This window comes from Anaerospora hongkongensis, assembly GCF_004339805.1.
Lineage (GTDB): Bacteria > Bacillota > Negativicutes > Sporomusales > DSM-15969 > Anaerospora > Anaerospora hongkongensis.
On record NZ_SLUI01000005.1, the window covers coordinates 183,077 to 205,161 of the forward strand.

Sequence of the window (22,085 nt, forward strand, 5' to 3'; positions counted from 1 at the left end):
TCATTTCAGCCGTAATGTTACAGCTTCAGTTTGGGTATAGTATGAGCTTTACAAAATTAGATAATACTTGTACCAAAATAGCTACATATTTTCGTAAACAGTCGCCCTTGCAAGTAGCTACGACCTAATAAACGCTCCCCTAATCATTTTTTTCCTTTAAATTGCTGCTTATTTTTAAATCCAGCGCCTTTAAGCTCAAATGTATCTCGCTTATATGCTTCTCTAGCCTGTGAAGATGCCCTTGCATATCGTCAATTTCTTGTTCGGCTTTATAATTTATCGCAAAATCAATGATTGACTCATCTTTATCTCTTGTTGCCTGACGATTTTGACTCATCATAATAATGGGGGCTTGAAATGCTGCCAAACAGGATAGTATTAAATTCAATAATATAAATGGGGGCTCATCAAAATGATGAGTAAACTGTAGGACGTTCCATACCATCCAGAGAATTAAAAAGGAAAAGAAAAACAGGATAAATTTCCAGCTGCCGCCGAATCTTGCGATGGCATCCGCCAGCTGATCCGCCCGTGACGTGTTCAATAAATAGGTTTCGTTTACACGGGAGATGATCGTACGCTCGTAATTGTCCACTAATTTATCAATGCGTTTTCTATTGTCCTCATCAATTTGAATGTCAAAACCTTCTAATGCACCCTCATCGGCTACATGTCTAAGCGTAGACTTTTTACCGTTCCCCAGCTTCACAACTCGCTTCATTACCTATCACCTATCTGCTTAGATTATGGTACTACCCATACCAGTATTTGCAGATTGTGCTATTTAATTCTCAACTGTTACTCATGGGACAAGGAACCTGTCCCCTTGTCCCACTTAAACTCGGCAATCTATTTTAGCAAAAATTAAAAGCTGTGGAGACCCTTATTTGTATGTTATAATATATTATAATTATGTTATATCATCCTCAGAGAAAGGAGTTTCTATGCTTTCCTCAATTTCAACAATCGGAGAAAAGTTAAAAGAAATCCGAACAAGAAAAAAATTAAGTCTGGATGAAGTCTCTCATCTGACGGAAGTTAGCAAGCCTATGCTGGGACAAATAGAACGGGGGCAGTCTATTCCCACAATTACGACACTTTGGAAAATCGCAACTGGCTTGAAAACCCCACTTTCCTCTTTTTTGGAGGACAGGCAAGTGGAATACAGCATCGTTACTATTGATGAAATAGAAGTTATTTCAGAGTATGATGGAAAAATGCGAGCTTACCCATTATTTACTTATGATCCGCTTCGCAATGTCGAAACTTTTTTCATTGAATTTGCCCCCGGCTGTTTCCATCACTCGGGAAAACATGATAATGGTGTGGAGGAGCATGTTTTTGTAATCAGTGGGAAATTGCAGCTTATTTTAAATGGAAAAGAGATAATTGTAAATGAGAAACAAGCTATTCGCTTTTATGCGGATGTCCCTCATTCCTATAACAATTCATTTGAAGGTGCTTGCACAATTTACAACACGATATTTTATCCCAAGCGTTAAAGGAGGAAAAGGGAATGTACGAATTAATACAAGTTGCAGAACAAAGTTACTATATACAAACCCCCTCAAAAATTGGACTAGTCAAATTAAATGATACCGATGTTTATTTAATCGACAGCGGCAACGATAAAGATGCGGGACGCAAGGTGCGTCAGATTTTGGATGCTCATAATTGGTGTTTGACAGCGATTTACAATACCCATGCCAATGCCGACCACATCGGTGGCAACCGTTATTTGCAGGGACAGACGGGCTGCAAAATCTATGCGCCAGGTATCGAGTGCGAGTTTACAAAACACCCCATTTTAGAGCCATCTTTTCTTTATGGTGCATTTCCGCCGCAAGATTTACGGCATAAGTTTCTCATGGCCCAGGAAAGCGACGCTGTCTGTTTGACAAAAGATGCTTTGCCAAAAGGCTTTGAAATCATACCATTGCCAGGACATTTTTTTGATATGGCAGGCTTTCGGACACCGGATGATGTCGTTTTTCTGGCTGACTGTCTGTTCAGCAAACAGATTCTCGATAAATACCAGATCAGCTTCATCTATGATGTTGCCGCTTACCTGAAAACACTTGAGATGGTAAAATCCCTGACCGCAAAAATATTTGTGCCGGCCCATGCAGAAGCAACGGAAAATATCGCTCCGCTTGCCCAGTATAATATTGACAAAGTGCAGGAAATAGCCGATAAAATCATTACTCTCTGTGAAGAACCCCTCTGCTTTGAGGTACTGCTGCAAAAAATATTTACGGCCTATAACCTCACAATGGACTTTGCACAATACGTTCTTGTCGGCAGCACTGTTCGTTCCTATCTTGCGTGGTTAAAGGATACCGGCCGGATTAGTGTCAGCTTTGAGCAAAATATGCTGCTTTGGAGGAAGGTGTAGTTTCAATCCCAGCAACACAAAAAACGGCAAGGCTCAGTATCACTGAAGCCTTGCCGTTTCTCTATTCACTTTGGTGCGCCTGGGAGGACTCGAACCACTGGCCAACGGTTTAGAATACATCATCGTTTTGCATAATACTGCACTCACACCCTATGATACACTTCTTCGTTTATCTATTTAAGGCTTCTTTTTTTTCTTTCCTCATGTTTGCGGTGCTGATATAGTTCCATTCTTTTACGATTTCTTCCGGCAGTTCTATGCGCATTTCAGTGCCATTATTGAATGGCATTATGATAGTTATTTTTTCTGCCGTGGGAAGTATGATAGCCATGTTTCCTTTTGGTTCGCCCCAAAAGCCCTTCTTGTCGAGATTGTAGATTATGTTATTAACATCTATACCGGTTTTGTCAGTAATAGTAATTGTTTGGACGGAATTGTCTTTGGTAATTTCAAATTTAGGCGGTGTTTTAAAACTAAAAACCATCAAAGGGTCAAAGTGCTTATCGGGAGCAAAAGTAGTTGAAGGAGAAGTAGTTGAAATTGCCATTGCCTTGATTGATAAATTAAAATCGGGGGTGGAAGCTATAAGTCCAGAATTTAATTTGTGTCGTTCTAAAATAACTCCTATAACATATTGAGCACCGTCTTTTTCCGCAATTGTTTGTGCATAGACAGAAGAAATGAAAATGCCGTGATTATTAACGGTTTTACGAATTTCCGCAGACGCTGGCGTGGTAAAAACAAATACACAAATTAACAACAAAATAATTTTTTTAATCCTTCCAGAAAGTTGCTTAACGTGATTAGCAAAGTTTAGTTTCATGAGTTATACCTCCTGTTTTTCATCTGCCATTTTCAATTATAGTATAGCATATTGGGGTAACGTATAATAAATTGCGCCAAAAGAAAAATTGAATAAATTGGGAAAATGCGAGGACCGCAGACTATGTGAAAAGTCTGCCGCCCCTTTGTCTCCCTATAGACAAGCCACTTTGACAGTAAAAAACTAAGGCTTCAGCAACATCATCGATGTTGTTGAAGCCTTAGTCTACATATGGTGCGCCTGGGAGGACTCGAACCACCGGCCAACGGTTTAGGAAACCGCTGCTCTATCCACCTGAGCTACAGACGCATGTTAATACTAGCTATGTCACTTCACTGTTTAGCAGCCGGCCCAAACCGTGACAAAAGTAAAGATAACGCTAATTAGTATACCATTTTCCTCAGCTCAATGTCAATTGGAAGGAGTTGTCTGCTGGTAAGAAGCAAGCGTTCCCCTATTAACTATGCAGCGATAGTCCCCTGGTTATTTTATCAACAATTTTTTTGTCCTCCCGCAGCGCCAAACCGATTAAATTAAGGTTATCACTGCTTGCCATTTTAACAGCGGCCCGGTTTTCCTCATCATGGGTAGTGGAAAACAGCTCTTCTGTAAAAATGGCAATAGGAACATTCCGTTCCATGGCCCGCTTATAGGCCTTTCTAATTCCTTCAGCGCTGCCGGCGAACATCAGCATTGGTTGACGTACCATTGGTAAATAGCTGTTGCCTGATGCGTCTTCATAGTTTCCCCCAACTAATCCTTCATTAGCGGCAACGATACCGCTGACGGTAAAAGCCGTCACATTCAGCTTCTGCCATACCGGTAAGTCTTCCCTGATAATAACGGCAATCTTCGTATCAAATTTCACAACTTGCCCTCCCAGTTTACCCCTTTTATTGCACACCTTTTGCGTACAGCCCCGGCGTAATCCCCAGGTATTGCTTGAAGCGGTTGGTAAAGTGACTCTGATCACTAAAACCGGTAGCATAGGCACTATCCCGTAACCCCAATCCCTGTTTGATGAGCTCCTTCGCTTGCATCAGCCTGACGCTTTCCAGATAGGTATGGGGTGTCATTCCCATTACATGGGTGAACAGCCGCAGAAAGTAATAGCGGCTAAACCCGGTTGCTTGCGCTAAATCTGTCAGGGTGATGCTTTTGGCTAAATTCCCCTGTATATATGCTTTCGCCGTTTCAATCGCTCTATTTTCTTTCCCGAAACGCAATTCTGTTAACCGGATATCCGCATACTTTTTCACCATACTGCTAATCAGACAAATCAGCATGCTCTCACTTTGCAACGGAGCACGATTATTCCGTAAGCAAATGTGCAGCTCGCGCAGCTGTTTAGCCAGTGCGGCGTCGTCAACCCGAACATTGTTAAACAGGGGCAGTTCGTTATCTCTGCCCGTGATATCTGACACGATTGCCCTCACCGGTGCTACCCGGGGGTATAATGCATAATACTCAAAGCCTTCTTCGTTAGCTGCTTCACCGGTATGAGCCTCGCCAGGATTTAAAAACAGTAACCCGCCCGGTGGTGTTACATACCGGGTATTGCCGCGATACCGAAACGTCTGCAGCCCCTTGTGAATGAGACCAATCACATAGTAGTCGTGCATATGCCTGGAAAATGCCTGTCCCACAAAATAGCCATGCAGGGTTTCGATATCAAGCTGCGAGTCCCGGTACAGATTTACCACTCCTGATTGCATACCCGACCACCCCCTTAGCTGATTTCGCGAAAAGGCTCTGCTTACATGTTTTTTTATTATATCGTTTCCATCGCTGAGAGTCTTGCAGAAAATTGCTCTATTTCACAGGTGCGGCTGCGGCAGGCAAAAGTGACGATAAAGCAGCCTTGCCGACAAAAGTAATGTCAGTATTTCAGCAAGCGGCACCGTCAGCCAGATTCCGCTTATACCCCAGAATTTCGGGAGCAGGATAAGGCCGAGACTGATCCAGAGGATTCCTCTGTTCAAGGCAATCGCTACTGCCTGTGCGGGGTTGCAAATAGCGGTAAAGTAGCCGGCAGCAACAATGTTCAGCCCATTAGCAAAAAAGGCAAAGGCATATAGCTTAGCGCCGTTTTCCGCAAAAGCAAGCACCGGAGCGTGGCTGGCGTCGAGGAACAACGCTATAATTTCCCGGGAATAAACCAGTATTACGCCAAAGAAGAAACTGCCCATAATCAGAGCAGAAAAACCGGCCAGCCGCAGTACTGCTTTTACCCGTTCGAGTTGCCGGCTGCCATAGTTGTAGCTGACAATCGCACCTACACCATCTGCCAGGCCCAGCAGCATATTGTTGCCAATAAATTGCAGGTAACTGATCGTTGTAAAAGCGGCGACTCCAATTTCACCTGCATAGCGCATCAGCGTGATATTAAACAAAAATGTGGTAATACCCGTTCCGACTTCTGCCAAGCCTTCTGACATGCCATTGTAAAATATGCGGCGGGCTAGATCCGGGCTGAAGCGTCCTCCGGTTAGCCGCAATACCGTTCTGCCCGTGAGAAACGGCAGTATGGCCATAACAAAAGCGATACTATAGCCTGCTCCGGTAGCCAAAGCTGCTCCCTTGATACCTAGCGACCAGCGCACAACAAACAAATAATTGAGCACCATATGGGTAATCACTGCCGTCACCAAAACCAGCATGGAATACAGCGGTTTTCCCTGAACCTTCAGCACGTAATCCAAAACAAACATAATACCCAGAAAAGGCAGAAACACGCCCGTATAGGTAATATAGTTTGCCACTAGCGGCATCAATTGGCTGCTGGCTCCCAAAAAGGCTGCTATCTCATTCGTAAAGCCTAAGGCAATGGCGGCCATTACAAGTGCTGCTCCCGTTATGAGCATAAGCGCAGTTGTAAAGGTATCACCTGCCGCTTTGCTATTGCCTTCGCCCAGACTGCGGCCAATCAGACTTTGTGTACCAATGCCGATGATCACACCAAGGGCAAGCATCAGACTAAAAAACGGCATTGCTATATTAATGCTTGCCAGAGCATTGACGCCGATATAATTTCCAACAAAAAAGCCATCAACAATCGTATTTATCCCTAAGAACAGCATCCCGGCGACGGCCGGAATACTGTACGAAAAAAACAGGGTAGTAATATTTTGTTGGCCTAAAACATTCTCCTTCATGCTTATCACCTCTTCTGAGATGATAAACCTTGGAGCAGCTCCAAGGTCAAGAATTATTTCAATCCAATCCACACTTCATAGTAATCGAGATGATCTTTATGGGAGCTCGCCATATAGCGGCCAAGCAGCGGTGTACTTATTTTTCGGCCTTTTTCCCGGATATATTGCAGCATGCTTTTTAGTACTGCATTCTCCTGTTCCACATAATCTGTGGCGAGGATGGTATATAGATAGTCCATTTCCTGCAGCGAAGTTAATCCTTGCCGCTCCTTGTCGTCCAGCAAGCCTAAATGTTCTTGATCCAGGCTGATCCCCGCCTGTACCCAGCGAAAGTTCGGAGATAACTGAAGCTCTTCACCGGGGATAAGCAGTGTATACCGGATGCTATTCATCCAGCCCCAGCCCTCTTGTTTGTATTTGTTGATCATACTGATCAAATCATCGGGCTGTCTGCCTAAGAGTTTGTATTGAAAGTCAGGCGCTGCGACAAGGGAGAATATTCCCAGGCGCTCTTCACAGAGCTGATACTGGGCTGCGACCTGGACAATCATGTTCTTCAGCTTCTTTAAAACAGCGATTCTCTCTTCAATGGCCCGCTCATTCTCATGCAAAATATTTTTAATATCACCGATATCCATTTGCGTGATCACTTGCCGGATATCGGCAACAGGCAGCTCCATATTGCGCAAGAATAAAATATCCATGAGCAGAACAATGTCATTGTACGAATAGTACCGGTAGCCATTAAACCTATCCTTATGCGCGGTCAACAGACCCGACTTTTCATAATACCGCAGCGTATCGGTAGAAATAGCAAATAGTTGAGCCACTTCACCAATTGTCCATCTCATCGTTATCACCCTATCTGTACCGCTTTAGCCTTGTTCTTCCATTATCATACCATACAAGTAATGCCGCTATTAGCAAACGGGACTGCGCTTTTACTTTCGTGCATAAAAAATATACTTTAGAGCGGTATAACTATGGAAGACAAATGCCAGCCATCCCTTACAAACTGCGGCTTTAGCTAGATAATATTTCCGGACATGGCTGTAATTGACTTTTGCAAATACTGTCGATATAATGAAATTACAAGTGCATATTGCTCCAAGGGGAGTAACCTTTACAGCATAGTCGTCAAGTTCGGATTAAAACCCCGGCTGTGCTGGCAGCGAATTGTTGTTGGTAAGACCTTGCCTTTTTTATAAAAGGGCAAGGTCTTTTTATATATAACTAAATGAGAGAAAGGGTGAGTCTATGAACCTCTTACCAGATGTCCATAATGTGCGAAGTCATTTCTGTTATGAACAAAAAGTAAATGGGGGCGATAAACTTGGACTGGGCGCGAATAACCGGTTATGTCGGTCTGCTTTGCATCGTCATTTCAGTTTTAGCGTCAATCATTGCGGCCGTCGTCCCAGACTACCGTAACATGGAACGACCCGAGGAAATCGTTCGATGGGGTCGGTATCTCTGGGCCTACGCTGCCGTTACCATGGGCATGTATGTAAAAAAGAAAACAGGAAAGATTCTGGAGCTTGGCGGGGGAGTGCTGGCAGGAGGATTATGTTTAATTTCGCCTGTTGCCCCATTTATTGTCTTGCTGTATTCTTTTCGTTCTTTTCTGGTGCTCAGCAAGGCAAAAGGCAATCTCCCTTTCTAAAGATCCAACCGTTTATAACTAACGATTCAGTTAGAGGAGGGATCTTGTGATAAAACTATGGCATCAGCTGACCTCACAAGAGATTGTTCAGTTATTACACTCAAATTCATCCACAGGCTTAACGTCTCTGGAAGCAGATAAACAGCTGCAGCAGCATGGCTGCAACGAACTCAAGGAAAAACCGCAGGAAGCGCTGTGGCAAAAATTCTTAAATCAGTTTAAAGACTTTCTCGTTTTAATTTTGATTGCCGCCAGCTTAGTCTCGATTTTAGTCGGAGAAATTACCGATTCGCTTGTCATTATCGCCATTGTGCTGTTGAATGCACTGCTGGGCGTGTTTCAGGAAGCAAAAGCGGAAAAAGCGCTTGCCGCCCTCAAGGAAATGACTGCCCCAAACTCCAAAGTGCTCCGTGATAGTGAGATTACTGTGATCCCCTCAAAATTTCTCGTACCGGGAGACATTGTCCTGTTAGAGGCAGGCGATTACATTCCCGGCGATTTACGCTTTATTGAATCCCATAACATAAAGGTGCAGGAAGCGTCCCTAACCGGCGAATCAGTGCCGGTAGTAAAAAGCACCGAACCGGTTGATGGTGCCGCTTCACTGGCCGATCGTCATAATATGGGGTTTATGAGTACGATCGTTACTTATGGCCGGGGAAAAGGAATTGTTATCGGTACCGGCATGCAGACGGAAATCGGCAAAATTGCCACCATGCTGCAAGCCGTGGAAGAAGACAGCTCACCTTTACAGAAGAAGCTGGCCGAGTTTGGCAAAATGCTTGGCATCATCTGCTTATTTGTCTGCGCCCTGGTCTTTGGCCTGGGTGTATACAGCGGCTACAGCGATGGTGTGCTCGAAATGGCCGAGGTGCAGCTCATGCTAATGACGGCTATCAGCTTAGCCGTTGCGGCCATTCCCGAAGGCCTGCCAACTGTTGTTACCATTGTGCTGGCACTTGGTATGCAGCGTATGGCTAAGAAAAATTCCATCATGAAAAAACTGCATGCCGTAGAAACGCTGGGCAGCATCTCTGTCATCTGCTCCGATAAAACAGGTACCCTTACCCAAAATCAAATGACCGTGGTTAAAGCCTTCACATTAGAAAAAATGGTTGACGTAAGCGGCGAAGGCTATGATCCGCAAGGAGCTTTTTTACAGGACGGCAAAACTGTTGATTTAGCGGCAGAACAAGATTTCGCTTTGCTCCTCAAGGGCGCTGCTCTATGCAATGATGCTCAGCTAAAGCGAGTACCCGAATCAGGGGTGTGGCACATCGTTGGTGATCCCACAGAAGGAGCACTGGTAGTTGCCGCTGCCAAAGGCGGCTGCCGCCAAAGTGAATTGGCGGTCCGGTATCCCCGTATGGGGGAGCTTCCCTTCGACTCTACCCGGAAGATGATGACCACCTTTCACCAGACAGCGGCAGAAGCCCTTTCCTTTACGAAAGGGGCGCCGGATGTATTGCTGCGCCGCTGTACGCACATTGTCGTAAACGGCGAAGTTCACCTCCTGACACAGGAGGAAAAAGACCGCATTGGTGCAGCCAACCTGGAAATGGCATCGCACGCCCTGCGCGTTCTGGCGGTAGCATACCGCACCTGGGATACGATTACCGAAACTCCCACTGCCGCAGAAGAAAACCTGATCTTCATTGGCTTACTGGGTATGATTGACCCTCCCCGGGTCGAGGTACGGGAAGCAGTTGCCGTTTGTCGGTCGGCCGGTATCCGTCCGATCATGATTACCGGTGATCATCCCGATACTGCTTTGGCAATTGCCAAAGATCTGGGCATTGCCGGGCCGAACAGTGCGGCAATCACCGGCAGCCAGCTTGACACCATAAGCCAGGCCGGGCTGCAGCAGCTTGTGCAGACAGCGAGTGTTTTTGCCCGCGTCTCGCCGGAGCATAAGATGGCCATCGTTGATGCCTTGCGCAGTAACGGGCAAATTGTTGCCATGACCGGTGATGGCGTAAATGATGCACCAGCGCTTAAAAAAGCGGATATTGGCGTTGCCATGGGCATTACCGGCACTGACGTTACCAAGGAAACTGCCGATATGGTTATCGCCGACGACAACTTCGCTACCATTGTTTCCGCGGTTGAAGAAGGCCGCGTCATTTATGCCAATATCCGCAAGTTCGTGTATTTCCTGCTGTCCTGCAATGCCTCGGAAATTCTGGTGATCTTGTTTGCCATCCTGCTGGGCTGGCCGATTCCCCTGCTGCCGATCCAGCTGCTGTGGATTAATCTGGTTACCGATGCCTTTCCGGCTCTGGCCTTAGGTGTGGAAAAGAAAGAGCCTAATGTGATGAAACGGAACCCCCGCGACCCCGCCGAACCTCTTTTAACCCGCAAATTACAGAGCATGATTGTCATCCAGAGTCTGGCTATGGCGGTTACGGTATTGGGAGCCTTCAAATACGGCCTTCACGCCTATGACGGCGATCTAGGCGTCGCCCGGACCTTTGCCTTTATCACCCTCATTACTACGCAGGTCGTATGCGCTTTCGCGGCAAGATCGGAGCATTATTCCGTTTTCCAGTTAGGCCTGTTCAGCAACAAGTATTTAAATGCCGGCGCGGCCTTGTCGCTGTTTTTGCTGCTCCTTTCGGTGTACGGCCCGCTCCATGTTATTTTTAAAACGGTGGAACCCGGCCTCGCCGAATGGCTGTTCCTCCTCATTCTTTCGCCTCTGCCGTTTTTAACCACAGAGCTGACAAAGCTTGTTTATAAGTTATCCACACCCAAACGGACCACAACGTCCGGTTCGCCAACAAAATAACGGGAGAGAAAAGGCAGTGCATCGTTATGTACTGCCTTTTCTCTCCCTTATTGTCGATTTTCTCCCTTTATCTGCTATTTCTGCAAACATTTTACCTTTTAAGCAGGATAATCCACAAGGATGACCGATCTTATCAACACCTTATCCACAAACTGTTGATAATTGTTCGTGGCAAAAACTACGTTTTTCACCAAAGCTGCCACTTTTTGTTCGCTTCTTATCCACATTTACAGGTGCATTGTTAATAACTCTGTGGATAAGTCTGGTATTGAATGGGGAAAACTGCCCGTTTTTGGGTATAACCCTGGGGATAAGTGGTTAACTTTCGTTTATGCCACCGGACGACTCCAGTCGACATGAACACCGGTAGTTACCCATAAACGCGCCAGCGCCAACTGCAGCGTTCTGACATCCTCATTCGGCACTGCCCGCCATTCGGTAAAATCCACCAACGTATGCTGCGCAGCCCGGATAACCTGCGGTGTGGATAAATAGGCTTCTACTTCACGCCGTTTTGCTGCATCTTCCAGCTGGACTTTAATTTGCTTGCTGTCACAGTCATACTCAATAAAGCCATTATCGCTGTCATAGTGAATGGCTACTTGAAATAAGTTGCTCATAGTACACCTACTCCGTTATAAATTTCACTTCCCTATGAAAAGAAAAATACGGCTAAGAATAATAAATTCCTGCCGTACAATCGTTTCATTTTCTGTGCTGAAGGTGATATTTTTAATTACAAATTACTGCTTTTTCCGCAATGCCTTATAGGCTTGCTCCGCTATTTTGGCAAGAAAATCACTGGCATAGTCCTCGGAGCGGTCAGATGTCGTATAGGCACTGATCAGGATTTGATCCCGCCCGTCATCGACAAGCCCCACATCACATAGAACACCCGGCAGGGCGCCTACTTTATTCAGCACTTTGCTGTGGTGCATAAACCGGGGAATTTCTTCCCGATAAATGGTGTGCGACAGTTCTTCCTTTAAAATAGCGGAAAACTCTTTGGCCACATAGTCTTCCCGGTAAATCCGTTCAAAAACGACGGCCATTTCCCGGGGTGTGGTAACGCTATGGTAATTGTACGCTTTGTAAGCCTCTTCGCTGTGAATCCGTGTTTTCACTAAACCTAAATCTGTCAGTACCTGCGTCAGCGCTGTCGGATTTTCGGCCTCAATTTCTTTTAGCAAGGCGTAAAATGCCGGATTATCGCTCACCACCAGCATATCCTTAATCTGCTGATCATACTGCTTTCTCTTTGCCGTTGAGGCGTCGGCATACAGATACTTATAGACAGCTAACGATACCACCAGCTTGTGCGTAGAGGCTGTAGGAAAGACCTCATCGGCATTAAAGCTCACCGTCTGCCCGGTTTGCAGATTTTTCGCATAGATTCCGGCCTTACCGTCAAATTGCCTGGCACTGGCATACAGCTCATCCACCAAGGGACCGGTTATAGCATTGTCTGGCGCTGCCGGCAGGGTTTGCTGCTGTTCTGTTGGCGGAACCTGGTCGGCCTTGTATTTGGGAGCCGGTCTGGTAAAGCTACAGCCTGCCAGCACGAAAAGCATCAGGACAAGCGCTATCGTTTTTCTCATGCATTCGCTCCTTAAGAATAACAGATAGTTTAACTTGTCCTGATTAGTCGGATTTTATGTTCTATTTTTTCAGCAGAGGAACGGTATTCGCAGCGTGAGGCATCAGTGTTACTTTATAATCGCTGCGGCCCAGCTTTTCTTCCGCCAGCTTGAGCGCTTCTTCAAGCGTGGTCGCGGCGTACATGCCGGTGCGTTCAATAACAGCCTTATTTTCAGGCAAGGTAATGACGATATGCGGCCGCCGCTGAATTTGCTCACCTAGTTGCAGCGCCACAAAGCCCGGCACGGTGAAAGCCTTGCGCAGTTCTATTTCCCGGTCATACAGGTTTTCGTAGGCAAACCAGCCCATAAAGTCAGGTGGTTCCTGAATATCGCTGCATTCGAGCATCAAAATAACCACACCGTCTTCTTTACAGGCCATTGCCGCATTATCCTGCGCTTTGGTTCCCTGGTAAAAATTAATATCTTTCGGATAGCCGCCTGCCGTGGCAATCACAAGATCCGCTTTCTCCTGAATCGGTACGCCAAAAATCTCCCGCACCGTTTCACAGCCGGATAGCCAGGCCTCATACCAGTGTCCGGCAACAAACCGGGCAAATTCACCTTCGGCATTGAGCACAACATTCAGCAAAAAGTCGGGCTTCAGCATCGCCGCCATTTCCAGCTGGTCTTCATGCATATTATTACCTTCCAGCTTACCACTGGCGCAGGCTGAACTCGTGCCTTTGCCTACTTCGGCATCCAGACAAAAGGTATGGTTGCCCTGAATGGTGGCATAACTGGCCACACCGGGCATTATGGACTTCCTGCCGCCGCCAAAACCGGCCATCAGGTGATATACAATCCCGCCGGTGAGAATGACTTTGTCAGCATTGACGACATGTTTATTGAGCTCGCAGCGTACACCCCGGCTGGTTGTACCAAGGTAGACAAAATCCTCGGCGTTCATGGCATAGCTCTGTTCAATACGAATGCGGCTGACGACCTCCTCGCCATACACCGCCCGGTTTTCCGCGTCCGTATGAGTGCGGTGCGCTCCCAAGGCTACTACCAGCAGGATATCACTGTCAGGAATGCCAGCAGCATTTAATTCATCAAGCAGAACAGGCAGAAAATGCTCATGACCGATCCAGGCCCGGGTAATATCGCTGGCAACAATAGCTACCGTATCACCAGGCTGAACTGTTTGCTTCAAAGGCAGCGAGCCAATTGGATTGTCCAGTGCTTCCCGTATGGCAGCCCCGACGTCGTGAACCAGCTCCGTCTGCTTGCCTTCAATTACATCCAGTATTTTATTATCAGGCAGCTCCACGCGGATCGTGCCTTTCCCATAACCCATTTCCACTACAGACATGCACTCATCTCCTACCAAACTCCGGCCTTAAGCCGTTCGTTTAAAGTTATCTCATTATAGCAACAGCTCAAAAGAACGGTCAAGTTACTGACAAAAGAGGATGGCGCGTTTGCGCCACCCTCTTGCTAATCGTCACTCTTATCTTCTTTTTTCTCTGCTTTTTGCTCAGCAGCGTTCGGCTTAGTCTGCTCTTCTTTGGAAGAAGCCTCGCCATCCTTGCTGTCGTCCGCTAAGGACTGACCGATCTGACGCAGTTCCTCTTCGGATTTGCGTCCTTCTACCGTAACCTGTCTGCTGCCGATCGCCATAGTTACTTTATTTACACCCTTGGTTGAAGGTTCTTCAACCTGTTCCGCTTTGCGCATCGCCATGCTGTACTGAGCAGGCTGTTCTTTTTGAGTAATCACAATTTCATCTTTCGTTCCGGCACCATAGACCTGGCGCCAGCTGCCCTGCTCTTCCACTGTTACATCCGCCTTGCGGTCAGGCAGCAGCAAGGCCGCTACTTTCGGCTCACTCTGTTTTGCCGCTTTTTCCGGCACATCAGCCTTGGCCGCCTTAGCGACAGCTGCCGGATTCTCACGCACGGCCGGTGCACGATCTGCCGTTGGCTCAGCTGCAGGCTGTTTCTTCTCCGTCACCTGAGAATCGGCAGCCGGAGCGGCCGGAACAGCCGGTGTCTCAGGCAGCGGCGTTACTACCATCGGTGGCACCAGCGTTTCCTGCTTTTCCATAATAGATGGAACGCTGGGACTCTGAGCCAGCTGTTTATCCTGATTGGGGCCGGGCAGCTGTCCGGGATTCATCTGCGCTACTACCAGGAATGCGGCGGCTGCAGCCCCTGCAGCTGCCATTTGCAGCCAGCGGCGCATGCCCCTCCCGTGTTTGCCGCTGTCTGCCAACAGCTTATCAACAGTTTGATTGACTACGGCCTGGGAAGGCCGCTCACTGCCCAGCTTATGCTTCACCACCGCGGCAAAGCGGGCCAGTTCCTGCAATTCTTGATCCTCTGTATGCATTGGTTCATTCCGGTGCAAGGCATCAATTAATTGAGATAATTCTTCCGTTTGTTTATCTGCTTTCATTGTCGTCATTCGTTCCACCTCCTTACTGTACGACTTCTTGATCTTGAAACATGCGGCGCAGGCTCTTCAACGCCCGCTGCTGCAGCATCTTGAGCGCCGCTTCCGTTTTGCCCATCATATCGGCAGCTTCTTTTACCGATAAGCCGGCAATAATTCGCAGCTCCACTGCCCGCCGCTGATCATCAGGCAGCAGCCGGACCAGCCGGGACATTTCTTCCTGCCGCTCATGATCCAGCGCAGCTTCTTCAGGACGTAAGCCGGTATCAACAATCGGCATCTGATATTCGGCAATATCGATTACCGGCGGCGTTCTGCCTTTTTTACGCCAGTAATCGGTCACTAAATTTAAGGCAATCCGGCCTAAGTAGGTTTTAAAGGGTACATCCTTAAATTCATACCGCGATAAGGACCGGAAAGCTTTCAGAAACGTCTCCTGTGTAAGCTCCTGAGCATCTTCCGGGTTGCCCATTTTATACAATACCAACCGGTAGATGGGCTGCCAATAACAGCTTACCAGCGCATTTAAAGAATCGCGATCGCCGCCTTGCGCTTTTGTAATCACTTGCTGCTCGTTGATCATGCCCCACCTGCCCTTCCAGTTATCGAAAATTATTTACATTACATAAACGCTAAACCGGGAAAAAAGTAACGCTGTCTTTTTCAATTTGTCCAGGGAAAGATAAAAAAATGCCCGTTCTACCAGTAATAAAAAAGAAGATTTTTTGCCAGCCTCATGATTACAGGGGCAGCACCATCGGTGTGTAGCGAACTCCCTGCTCCAGTCGTTCTTTGTTCCGGATAATAAAGCCCAGCTGTTCATAAACCGGCACGGCGTACGCTGAAGAGTTTACCGTAATCGCAGTTAACTGAGGCCGCTTTTCCTTGCAGCGTGCCACTGCTGCCTCCAGCAGTTTTTTCGCAATTCCCTTCCGCTGATAGTGGCGAGCCGTAAACAACAGCGCAATGTGGCTGTAAATGCGCACTTCGACTGCACCGACAATCTGAGCGTCATGACAGGCAATAAACATACATGCCCCTGCCGTCAAGCGCTGCCTGATGTTATTAGGATGGATAAATTCTAAGAACTTAGCCCGCCCTTCAGGAAGCATCCCGGCAGCGTTGTATTCGACAAAGACTTTCCCAATCATCGCCGCAATCTGCTCGCTATCTTCCGCAATTGCCGGCCGAATTACCAATGCATTCATTTGCGGTTCATCACCTGCCCTCTGTCCGCATTTCTCTTTATTCTACCATTAGGCATATGCTTTGGAACTCCTGCTTATTATTACCAACACCGATTTGTTACGGAAAAACAGGGTAAACTAGGCGAAAGGGGGGAGACTGACTATGTTTACCTTCATTCACCCGCTCAGTTTCGTTATCCGGTTTGTCACCCGCGTATTTCCTCAAGTCAGCCGCGAGCTTGATCACTGGCGTACTCTCGCTGCACAAATTCCGGACAGAGAGCTGGCCGCACAAGCCTTAGCCAGCATTCGCGATAAAAAATTTCATTGCCAGGGAGGCTGCATCTATAGTCTGTATCCCGGTACCGATCGCGCTGCAATGATTCGTTTCATCGTCGCCCTGCAAACGATCAGCGATTATCTGGATAATCTTTGCGACCGCCTGACGGTGTATAATGAGGCGGCTTTTCGCCAGCTCCATCTTGCCATGACCGATGCCCTGACCCCTCACGGTCCTTTACATAATTATTATCAGTTCTATCCGCTGCACAATGACGGTGCTTATTTAAACACCCTGGTACTAGCCTGCCGCCGGGAAGTAGCCTGTCTGCCCGGCTATGGAGCAGTGCAGGCAAAAGCGTTTGTGCTTGCCCGCTTGTATGGCGAATTGCAAACCTATAAGCATTTGGCACCTGACATACGGGAAGAAACCATGCTCCGCTGGACTTCAGACCATCTGCCTGATTATCCCGGCTTATCTCCCTGGGAGTTTGCTGCCGCCACCGGTTCTACCCTCGGCCTGTTCATGCTGTGTGCCGCTGCTGCCTGTCCTCATCCGAAAGAGGAAACAGCCCGGACAATCGCCACCGCCTACTTTCCCTATATTACCGGTCTGCATATCCTGCTGGACTATTTCATTGATGCAAAGGAAGACGGTGAGCATGGTGATTTGAACTTTACCGCCTATTATGCAGATGACCGGGTAATGGCCGACCGGCTTGCCTACTTTATTAATCAAGCCAGTATACGCACCCAAATGCTGCCGAATTCAAATTTTCATCAAACGGTTATTTGCGGACTGCTTGCCATGTATTTGTCGGACCCCAAAACAGATCACCAGCCTGAACAAACAATAAAAACCACCCTGCTGTCAAGAGCAGGGTGGCTCACCAGGCTATGCTATGCGGTTTGCCGCTTGCTGCGGCGAAAAAAGCTGCTGTAGAAAATCTTAAGCGCATTCCTCCAGCGTCTCGCCCGCCAGCAAGGCCCGGAAATCATTGCCGCTGATACTTTCTTTCTCCAGGAGTATTGCCACCACCGCTTCCAGTTTAGCGCGCTGATCGGTAATAATCCCCGTCACACCGGCCTCAACATCTTTTAGAATACCGGTAATGGTCGTATGCAGCAAAGCTTTCGGAACGTCATCAGGTGATACAATGCCCAAATCAGACATGCCGCCGAATATAATCTGCTTAGCCATATCGGTAGCCTGTTTAAAATCATTGCCCGCTCCGGTGCTGCGATTGCCGAAAACCATTTCTTCCGCTACCGCACCGGCCAGAGCAACTCCAATTCTGCCCCGGATATAATCAACCGTATACAGATACATATCATCCTGCTGAGTTTGCCGGACGTAGCCCAGTGCATTGCCCCGGGAGGCCACATTAACGGAAGCGACCGAACCGGCATTTACAAATTCACTGACAATCGCGTGTCCTGCTTCATGCACGGCAATCCGGTATTTTTCCGCTTGATTCGGCAGCCGGTCCAGCTTTTCGCCCATGATGACCTTCTCAACAGCACTTTTCAAGTGCTTGCTGCTGATGGTTTCCGAGCCTTCACGCAGAGCCATAATTGCCGCTTCATTGGCTACGCTTTCCAGATGGGCGCCGGAAAAACCAAACGTGTCGGCAGCAAATTCATCCAGCGTAACGCCTTCAGCCAATGGTTTATTCTTCGTATGCAGTTCCAGAATAGCCAGTCGGCCTTTTTTATCAGGCAGATCAACTTTTACCTGCCGGTCAAACCGGCCTGGGCGAATTATCGCAGGATCAAGAATATCCAAACGGTTGGTAGCACCAATCACTAAAATCCGAACGTCATCCTCATTGGACAAGCCGTCCATTTGTACCAGCAATTCATTGAGCGTCTGGTCATATTCCAGATTATTGGCGCCCTGGCCGCGTTTGCCGCACAGGACTTCGATTTCATCAATAAAGACGACCGCGTTTTCCTTGCCTTTGCGTTTGGCCAGATCACGCGCCTGCTTGAACAGCTGCCGTACCCGCTGGGCGCCGACACCGACATACATCTCGACAAACTCGGAGCCGCTGGCGGCAACAAAGGCCGAATCAATATATTGGGCAGCAGCCTTAGCCAGTAAGGTTTTACCGGTGCCTGGCGGCCCATTCAGCAATAACCCTTTTAAGGGCCTGATGCCGAGACTTTTAATTTTTTCTACATCCCTGATAAATTCAAGGGCCTCACACAGTTCCTTTTTCGCTACATCCTGACCGCCAATGTCCTCAAAGCTAATCAGCTTTTCATCGCTTTTACTGCCGCCAATTACCGCGAACGATTTGCCGCCGCGGATATTTACCATATAATACATGGTACCGATGAGCGCGCCCAGGAAAAACAACGGCATGATGTTAACGCCCTGCCAGATAAAAAAGACAACCGCACCAATTGCCACACCTACACCAATCTCTATGCGATTCATTGTTCAACCTCCGCTTCTAGCGCGGCACTACCACATACATTTCACCGCCGTCTTTTGCCAGCTGCAGATAGACAACTTTGGCTTCAACGATGATTTTCGCTGCAACACCGGCGTCAGCCGCCTGCTTTTGCACGCGCTCGGCCATTACGGAGAAATTGCCGGTCGCGACTGCTTCTTGAATGTGATAATGCACGTTATAATAAAACTGCTCCAACTCGGGAGTGCGCTTATCTTCAATATGAATTTTGAAAGGTTTGGTTCCCAGAATGCGTTTGGCACCATCATTGATGGCACTGTACGTTTTTTGCAGGTCGTTGACATTTGCTAATGTTATATATATTTGGACAACGTCATCCTTTTTTCCTTCTTCCCAGCTAGCTTTGGCGACTCCATCAACACCTTGAAAGAGCTTATCAAGCGGCTGAGCGACGGCAAAGCGCTGCCAAACCATTTGTCCCCCGGCTAATACTGCCAATGTTGCCACAATTGCAACCACACTTACAAGCCAGTTATATTGCTTGCCATTCATAGCGCCCCTCCTTTTGGCCTGATTGCAGAAGATATTCTTCACCAGTCTGATTATTCATTATATCGTACTTCCTGCATTCAGCCAAGGAGCAAGAAAAAGTATATACTTCCAAATACTTAATTGATATACGAATTTCGACGAAATTATATAAAACTCGTACAAAAACGAAAAAGCCGTACCACTTTGTACGACTTTACCTTACCACTGTTGTTTTGCAAACGAAGGCCTGCTGGCTGCTTTTGCCACAAGTCCAGCCAAATCAGCCAGCTTCTCCCGGTGAATCCCTGTACGAACATCGCCGAATTGTTCCACTGCCTGAAGCACTCTTGCCAAATCAGCATTGCCGGCTCGCTCTCCTAATCCGAGGACGGTGGTGCTGATATAGACCGCGCCTGCTTTCACAGCGGCAAGCGTATTGGCAACGGCCAGGCCAAAGTCATTGTGACCATGAAATTCAATCGGCAATGGACTTTGTTTTACTAAGAACTGCAGCTTTTCATAAGCTCCCAGAGGTTCCATACAACCTACCGTATCGGCATAGCGAATATATTGAGCACCCCTGCTGGCAGCCAAATCTGCTACGGCCAGAAAAAATTCGGCATTTGCCCGCGAGGCATCTTCCGCGCCTACCGAAATGCCGCAGCCGTAGCCGCGGGCAATATCCAGCGCCACTTTTAGCTGCTCCAGCACCCATTGGCGCGTTCGGTTCATTTTATGCACAATATGCAGATCTGAGACCGGTACGGAAATATGAACGACGGAAAAGCCACATTTGGCTGAAGCGTGAATGTCATCCGGTACCGCCCGGTTCCAGGCCGTAAGCGTTGCCGACAAAGGAAGCGCCAAAATACTGCGCAATACCTCCTGCTCCTCTGCCCCCATTGCCGGTATACCGGTTTCGATGCGGTCCACACCGGCATCATCCAGAGCCCGGGCAATTTCCAGTTTTTCCTCAGCGGAGAAAACTACGCCTGCAGCCTGTTCGCCGTCCCGCAGGGTTGTATCGACGATTTGCAGCCGTCTGCTGCCGCTGCTGCTCATACCGCTTGACCTGAAAGACATAATTCCAGTACTTCCGCTGACCGCAGCGGCCGCTTCCGAGTGAGGACGGCCTGGCGGACCTGTTTCAGCATGCGCTGCAGAACGGTAGAATGAACTTGGATTCCTTGTTCCTGTAAGACGATCTGCAGTGATGTTGTGCCTGAATGCCTGCCGACAATTAAATAGCGTTCCAGACCGACTGCCTCCGGTGGAAAGGGCTCATAAATCCGGGGGTCTTTTTGAATGCCGAAAATATGCAGTCCTGACTCATGGGCAAAAATATTGTCACCAATGACTGCCTTATCGACAGCAAGCTCCTCTTCCATCGCAGCCAGGATAACCGCACAACGCTTGGCCAGCCCGTCATTCAGCTCAACCGGGCGCTCCAGCAGAAACCGGTTGGACAGCAGCACTTCTTCCCATGCGGCACATCCGGGGGTTCCCACACCGGCAACAGCCGTACCGATCCGCTGAGCACCTGCCTGTATTGCACTGAGTGCATTAGCTGTCGCCAGGCCAAATTGATTACCACCGTGAAATTCCAGCGAACAAGAAATTCTTTTTTTTATTTCACTGATTGCGGCAAAGGCCATAAACGGATCAAACCGGCTGCTGCTGTCACAATAAATCAGCGAATCCAACCCTGCGCCTCTTATTTGTTGTATGATAGTTGTTACTTCTTCTACGGATAGTACCGATGCATTGGTAATCGCAAGAGAGGATTTCATTCCCAGCTGAAGGGCCTTGTTAAGTGCGTTTTCCAGCTCCGCTGTTATCGTCCGCCCGGAACTGTGCTCATAGATAAATGTCACGCTGGCTACACCGCGGCTGTACACTGCGGCAATCTCCTGTACGGATGAGCTTACCCTTACCCGAAGCAGCTGTCGGAATCCGGCTAACGCATGCTCATATTCCGTAAGCTGCGCAAAGGAAATATCCATACCGGCTACCGGCAGATTGCTCAGTTCTTGGGCCATAAGGCTGATCACCGCTGCAGGCAGCCCCTTTTTCATGCCTTCTCCCAGCGTTTGGTCCATATACCGGATGCTTGTACCCATGCTCAGGCCTCCTCTCGCCAGGCGTTATTCCCCTTATTCGCCGCACATCCGCTTTTTCAACAGCACCCGCATTTCACCCGGGCCGATTTTCTCAGACTCATAAACAAGCGTCCCGCCTGTCATTGCTTCCAGCTCCAGCCAGGGTGGAACATGATTGCAGATGATTTCCAGCTGGTAAAAGCCGCCTCTTTTCAGAAAGGGCATTAATATTTGCTTGGTGGTAACACCGGCATCACTCTCTTGCACTGTTTTAATGGAGATCCGGTAATTGCCGCCGCCGGTAGGTTCAGGAACCGGAATAACCACCGCCTTTTCCTTCGCTGTCAGTTGCTCCTGCTCTGCTTCTTCCTCTTTAGCAATAACGTACTCCAGAAAATCAACCGGTTTGCCGGCGAATTCCCATACGCTGCAGCCGGTTCGCTCCAGTTCATAGTAGGGGACTCCGGTTATAGAGCTGGCCACAAAGATCTTACAGTCACCCAGAAACTGCAACACGTCTCCCATTTGACTGCGCATTTCCTTTATCCCCTTATCCTGGGCCAAAGCGAAGGTTAGCTGGCGCTCAATCCCCCATATTCCCATTTGCCGCCGGTAAACAATAATATTGCCTGCTTCGGTAATGGCAGCTGTCTCGCCCTTGCGGGAAGTATGGACCGCAATTTCTCTGGTCATAAGCCAAGCTCCTTCCTC

The 22,085-nt window shown here is 48.0% G+C and carries 22 protein-coding genes and 1 tRNA gene; 5 read left to right on the forward strand and 18 right to left on the reverse strand.

Going from position 1 to position 22,085, the window contains the following annotated elements:
- Positions 1-139: 139 nt before the first annotated feature.
- The gene (locus EV210_RS08975) at positions 140-721 is read right to left on the reverse strand and encodes a DUF1003 domain-containing protein (protein ID WP_132078784.1); all 582 of its coding nucleotides are present in this window, start codon (positions 719-721) and stop codon (positions 140-142) included.
- A 223-nt stretch (positions 722-944) separates the two neighbouring features.
- Here EV210_RS08975 and EV210_RS08980 point away from each other — a divergent pair, with 223 nt between their 5' ends.
- Together EV210_RS08980 and EV210_RS08985 are read left to right on the forward strand one after the other, a co-directional pair.
- Positions 945-1,502: a helix-turn-helix domain-containing protein gene (locus EV210_RS08980; RefSeq protein WP_132078787.1), complete on the forward strand. Its 558-nt coding sequence runs from the start codon at positions 945-947 to the stop codon at positions 1,500-1,502.
- Between the two features lie 14 nt (positions 1,503-1,516).
- Positions 1,517-2,395: an MBL fold metallo-hydrolase gene (locus EV210_RS08985; RefSeq protein ID WP_132078790.1), complete on the forward strand. Its 879-nt coding sequence runs from the start codon at positions 1,517-1,519 to the stop codon at positions 2,393-2,395.
- 169 nt (positions 2,396-2,564) lie between these two features.
- Here EV210_RS08985 and EV210_RS08990 read toward each other — a convergent pair whose 3' ends face one another.
- From EV210_RS08990 to EV210_RS09015, 6 genes are all read right to left on the reverse strand, one after another.
- Positions 2,565-3,218: a hypothetical protein gene (locus tag EV210_RS08990; RefSeq protein WP_132078793.1), complete on the reverse strand. Its 654-nt coding sequence runs from the start codon at positions 3,216-3,218 to the stop codon at positions 2,565-2,567.
- Between the two features lie 232 nt (positions 3,219-3,450).
- Positions 3,451-3,527, reverse strand: a tRNA-Arg gene (locus EV210_RS08995).
- 148 nt (positions 3,528-3,675) lie between these two features.
- On the reverse strand, positions 3,676-4,086 hold the full coding sequence (locus tag EV210_RS09000) for a DUF2000 family protein (RefSeq protein ID WP_207900690.1): 411 nt from the start codon (positions 4,084-4,086) through the stop codon (positions 3,676-3,678).
- Positions 4,087-4,111: 25 nt separating this feature from the next.
- The gene (locus tag EV210_RS09005) at positions 4,112-4,933 is read right to left on the reverse strand and encodes an AraC family transcriptional regulator (RefSeq protein ID WP_132078799.1); all 822 of its coding nucleotides are present in this window, start codon (positions 4,931-4,933) and stop codon (positions 4,112-4,114) included.
- A gap of 102 nt (positions 4,934-5,035) precedes the next feature.
- On the reverse strand, positions 5,036-6,373 hold the full coding sequence (locus tag EV210_RS09010; RefSeq protein ID WP_132078802.1) for an MATE family efflux transporter: 1,338 nt from the start codon (positions 6,371-6,373) through the stop codon (positions 5,036-5,038).
- 53 nt (positions 6,374-6,426) lie between these two features.
- Positions 6,427-7,224: a MerR family DNA-binding transcriptional regulator gene (locus EV210_RS09015; RefSeq protein WP_243650488.1), complete on the reverse strand. Its 798-nt coding sequence runs from the start codon at positions 7,222-7,224 to the stop codon at positions 6,427-6,429.
- A gap of 482 nt (positions 7,225-7,706) precedes the next feature.
- Here EV210_RS09015 and EV210_RS09020 point away from each other — a divergent pair, with 482 nt between their 5' ends.
- Together EV210_RS09020 and EV210_RS09025 are read left to right on the forward strand one after the other, a co-directional pair.
- Complete coding sequence (locus EV210_RS09020) at positions 7,707-8,036, forward strand: hypothetical protein (RefSeq protein ID WP_132078805.1); 330 nt, start codon at positions 7,707-7,709, stop codon at positions 8,034-8,036.
- Between the two features lie 46 nt (positions 8,037-8,082).
- Entirely contained in the window at positions 8,083-10,824 is a 2,742-nt protein-coding gene (locus EV210_RS09025; protein WP_132078808.1) for a cation-translocating P-type ATPase, read from the forward strand.
- Positions 10,825-11,153: 329 nt separating this feature from the next.
- Here the strand turns inward: EV210_RS09025 and EV210_RS09030 are convergent, their stop codons facing one another.
- The 6 genes from EV210_RS09030 to EV210_RS09055 all read right to left on the reverse strand — a co-directional run bounded on the left by EV210_RS09030 (position 11,154) and on the right by EV210_RS09055 (position 16,066).
- A complete protein-coding gene (locus EV210_RS09030; RefSeq protein WP_132078811.1) occupies positions 11,154-11,444 on the reverse strand; it encodes a hypothetical protein in 291 nt (96 codons plus the stop codon).
- A gap of 123 nt (positions 11,445-11,567) precedes the next feature.
- A complete protein-coding gene (locus EV210_RS09035; protein WP_132078814.1) occupies positions 11,568-12,422 on the reverse strand; it encodes a serine hydrolase in 855 nt (284 codons plus the stop codon).
- A gap of 61 nt (positions 12,423-12,483) precedes the next feature.
- On the reverse strand, positions 12,484-13,776 hold the full coding sequence (gene larAH10, locus EV210_RS09040) for an NPN-dependent 2-hydroxyacid racemase, LarAH10 family (protein WP_132078817.1): 1,293 nt from the start codon (positions 13,774-13,776) through the stop codon (positions 12,484-12,486).
- Between the two features lie 125 nt (positions 13,777-13,901).
- Positions 13,902-14,870: a hypothetical protein gene (locus EV210_RS09045; protein ID WP_132078820.1), complete on the reverse strand. Its 969-nt coding sequence runs from the start codon at positions 14,868-14,870 to the stop codon at positions 13,902-13,904.
- A 13-nt stretch (positions 14,871-14,883) separates the two neighbouring features.
- Positions 14,884-15,441, reverse strand: coding sequence for an RNA polymerase sigma factor (locus tag EV210_RS09050; RefSeq protein WP_132078823.1), 558 nt, complete (start codon positions 15,439-15,441; stop codon positions 14,884-14,886).
- A 157-nt stretch (positions 15,442-15,598) separates the two neighbouring features.
- Positions 15,599-16,066, reverse strand: a complete 468-nt coding sequence (locus EV210_RS09055) for a GNAT family N-acetyltransferase (protein ID WP_132078826.1) — start codon at positions 16,064-16,066, stop codon at positions 15,599-15,601.
- A gap of 142 nt (positions 16,067-16,208) precedes the next feature.
- Here EV210_RS09055 and EV210_RS09060 point away from each other — a divergent pair, with 142 nt between their 5' ends.
- Complete coding sequence (locus tag EV210_RS09060; RefSeq protein ID WP_132078829.1) at positions 16,209-17,267, forward strand: tetraprenyl-beta-curcumene synthase family protein; 1,059 nt, start codon at positions 16,209-16,211, stop codon at positions 17,265-17,267.
- Positions 17,268-17,273: 6 nt separating this feature from the next.
- Here the strand turns inward: EV210_RS09060 and EV210_RS09065 are convergent, their stop codons facing one another.
- The 5 genes from EV210_RS09065 to EV210_RS09085 form a co-directional block, all read right to left on the reverse strand.
- Complete coding sequence (locus EV210_RS09065; RefSeq protein ID WP_132078831.1) at positions 17,274-18,767, reverse strand: AAA family ATPase; 1,494 nt, start codon at positions 18,765-18,767, stop codon at positions 17,274-17,276.
- Between the two features lie 16 nt (positions 18,768-18,783).
- Positions 18,784-19,296, reverse strand: a complete 513-nt coding sequence (locus EV210_RS09070) for a hypothetical protein (RefSeq protein WP_132078834.1) — start codon at positions 19,294-19,296, stop codon at positions 18,784-18,786.
- 198 nt (positions 19,297-19,494) lie between these two features.
- Positions 19,495-20,358: a beta/alpha barrel domain-containing protein gene (locus EV210_RS09075; RefSeq protein ID WP_243650489.1), complete on the reverse strand. Its 864-nt coding sequence runs from the start codon at positions 20,356-20,358 to the stop codon at positions 19,495-19,497.
- The gene (locus EV210_RS09080; protein ID WP_132078837.1) at positions 20,334-21,395 is read right to left on the reverse strand and encodes a homocitrate synthase/isopropylmalate synthase family protein; all 1,062 of its coding nucleotides are present in this window, start codon (positions 21,393-21,395) and stop codon (positions 20,334-20,336) included. The genes EV210_RS09075 and EV210_RS09080 overlap by 25 nt, the downstream gene beginning before the upstream one ends.
- 33 nt (positions 21,396-21,428) lie before the next feature.
- The gene (locus EV210_RS09085; RefSeq protein WP_132078840.1) at positions 21,429-22,067 is read right to left on the reverse strand and encodes a Fe-only nitrogenase accessory AnfO family protein; all 639 of its coding nucleotides are present in this window, start codon (positions 22,065-22,067) and stop codon (positions 21,429-21,431) included.
- Positions 22,068-22,085 lie beyond the last annotated feature (18 nt).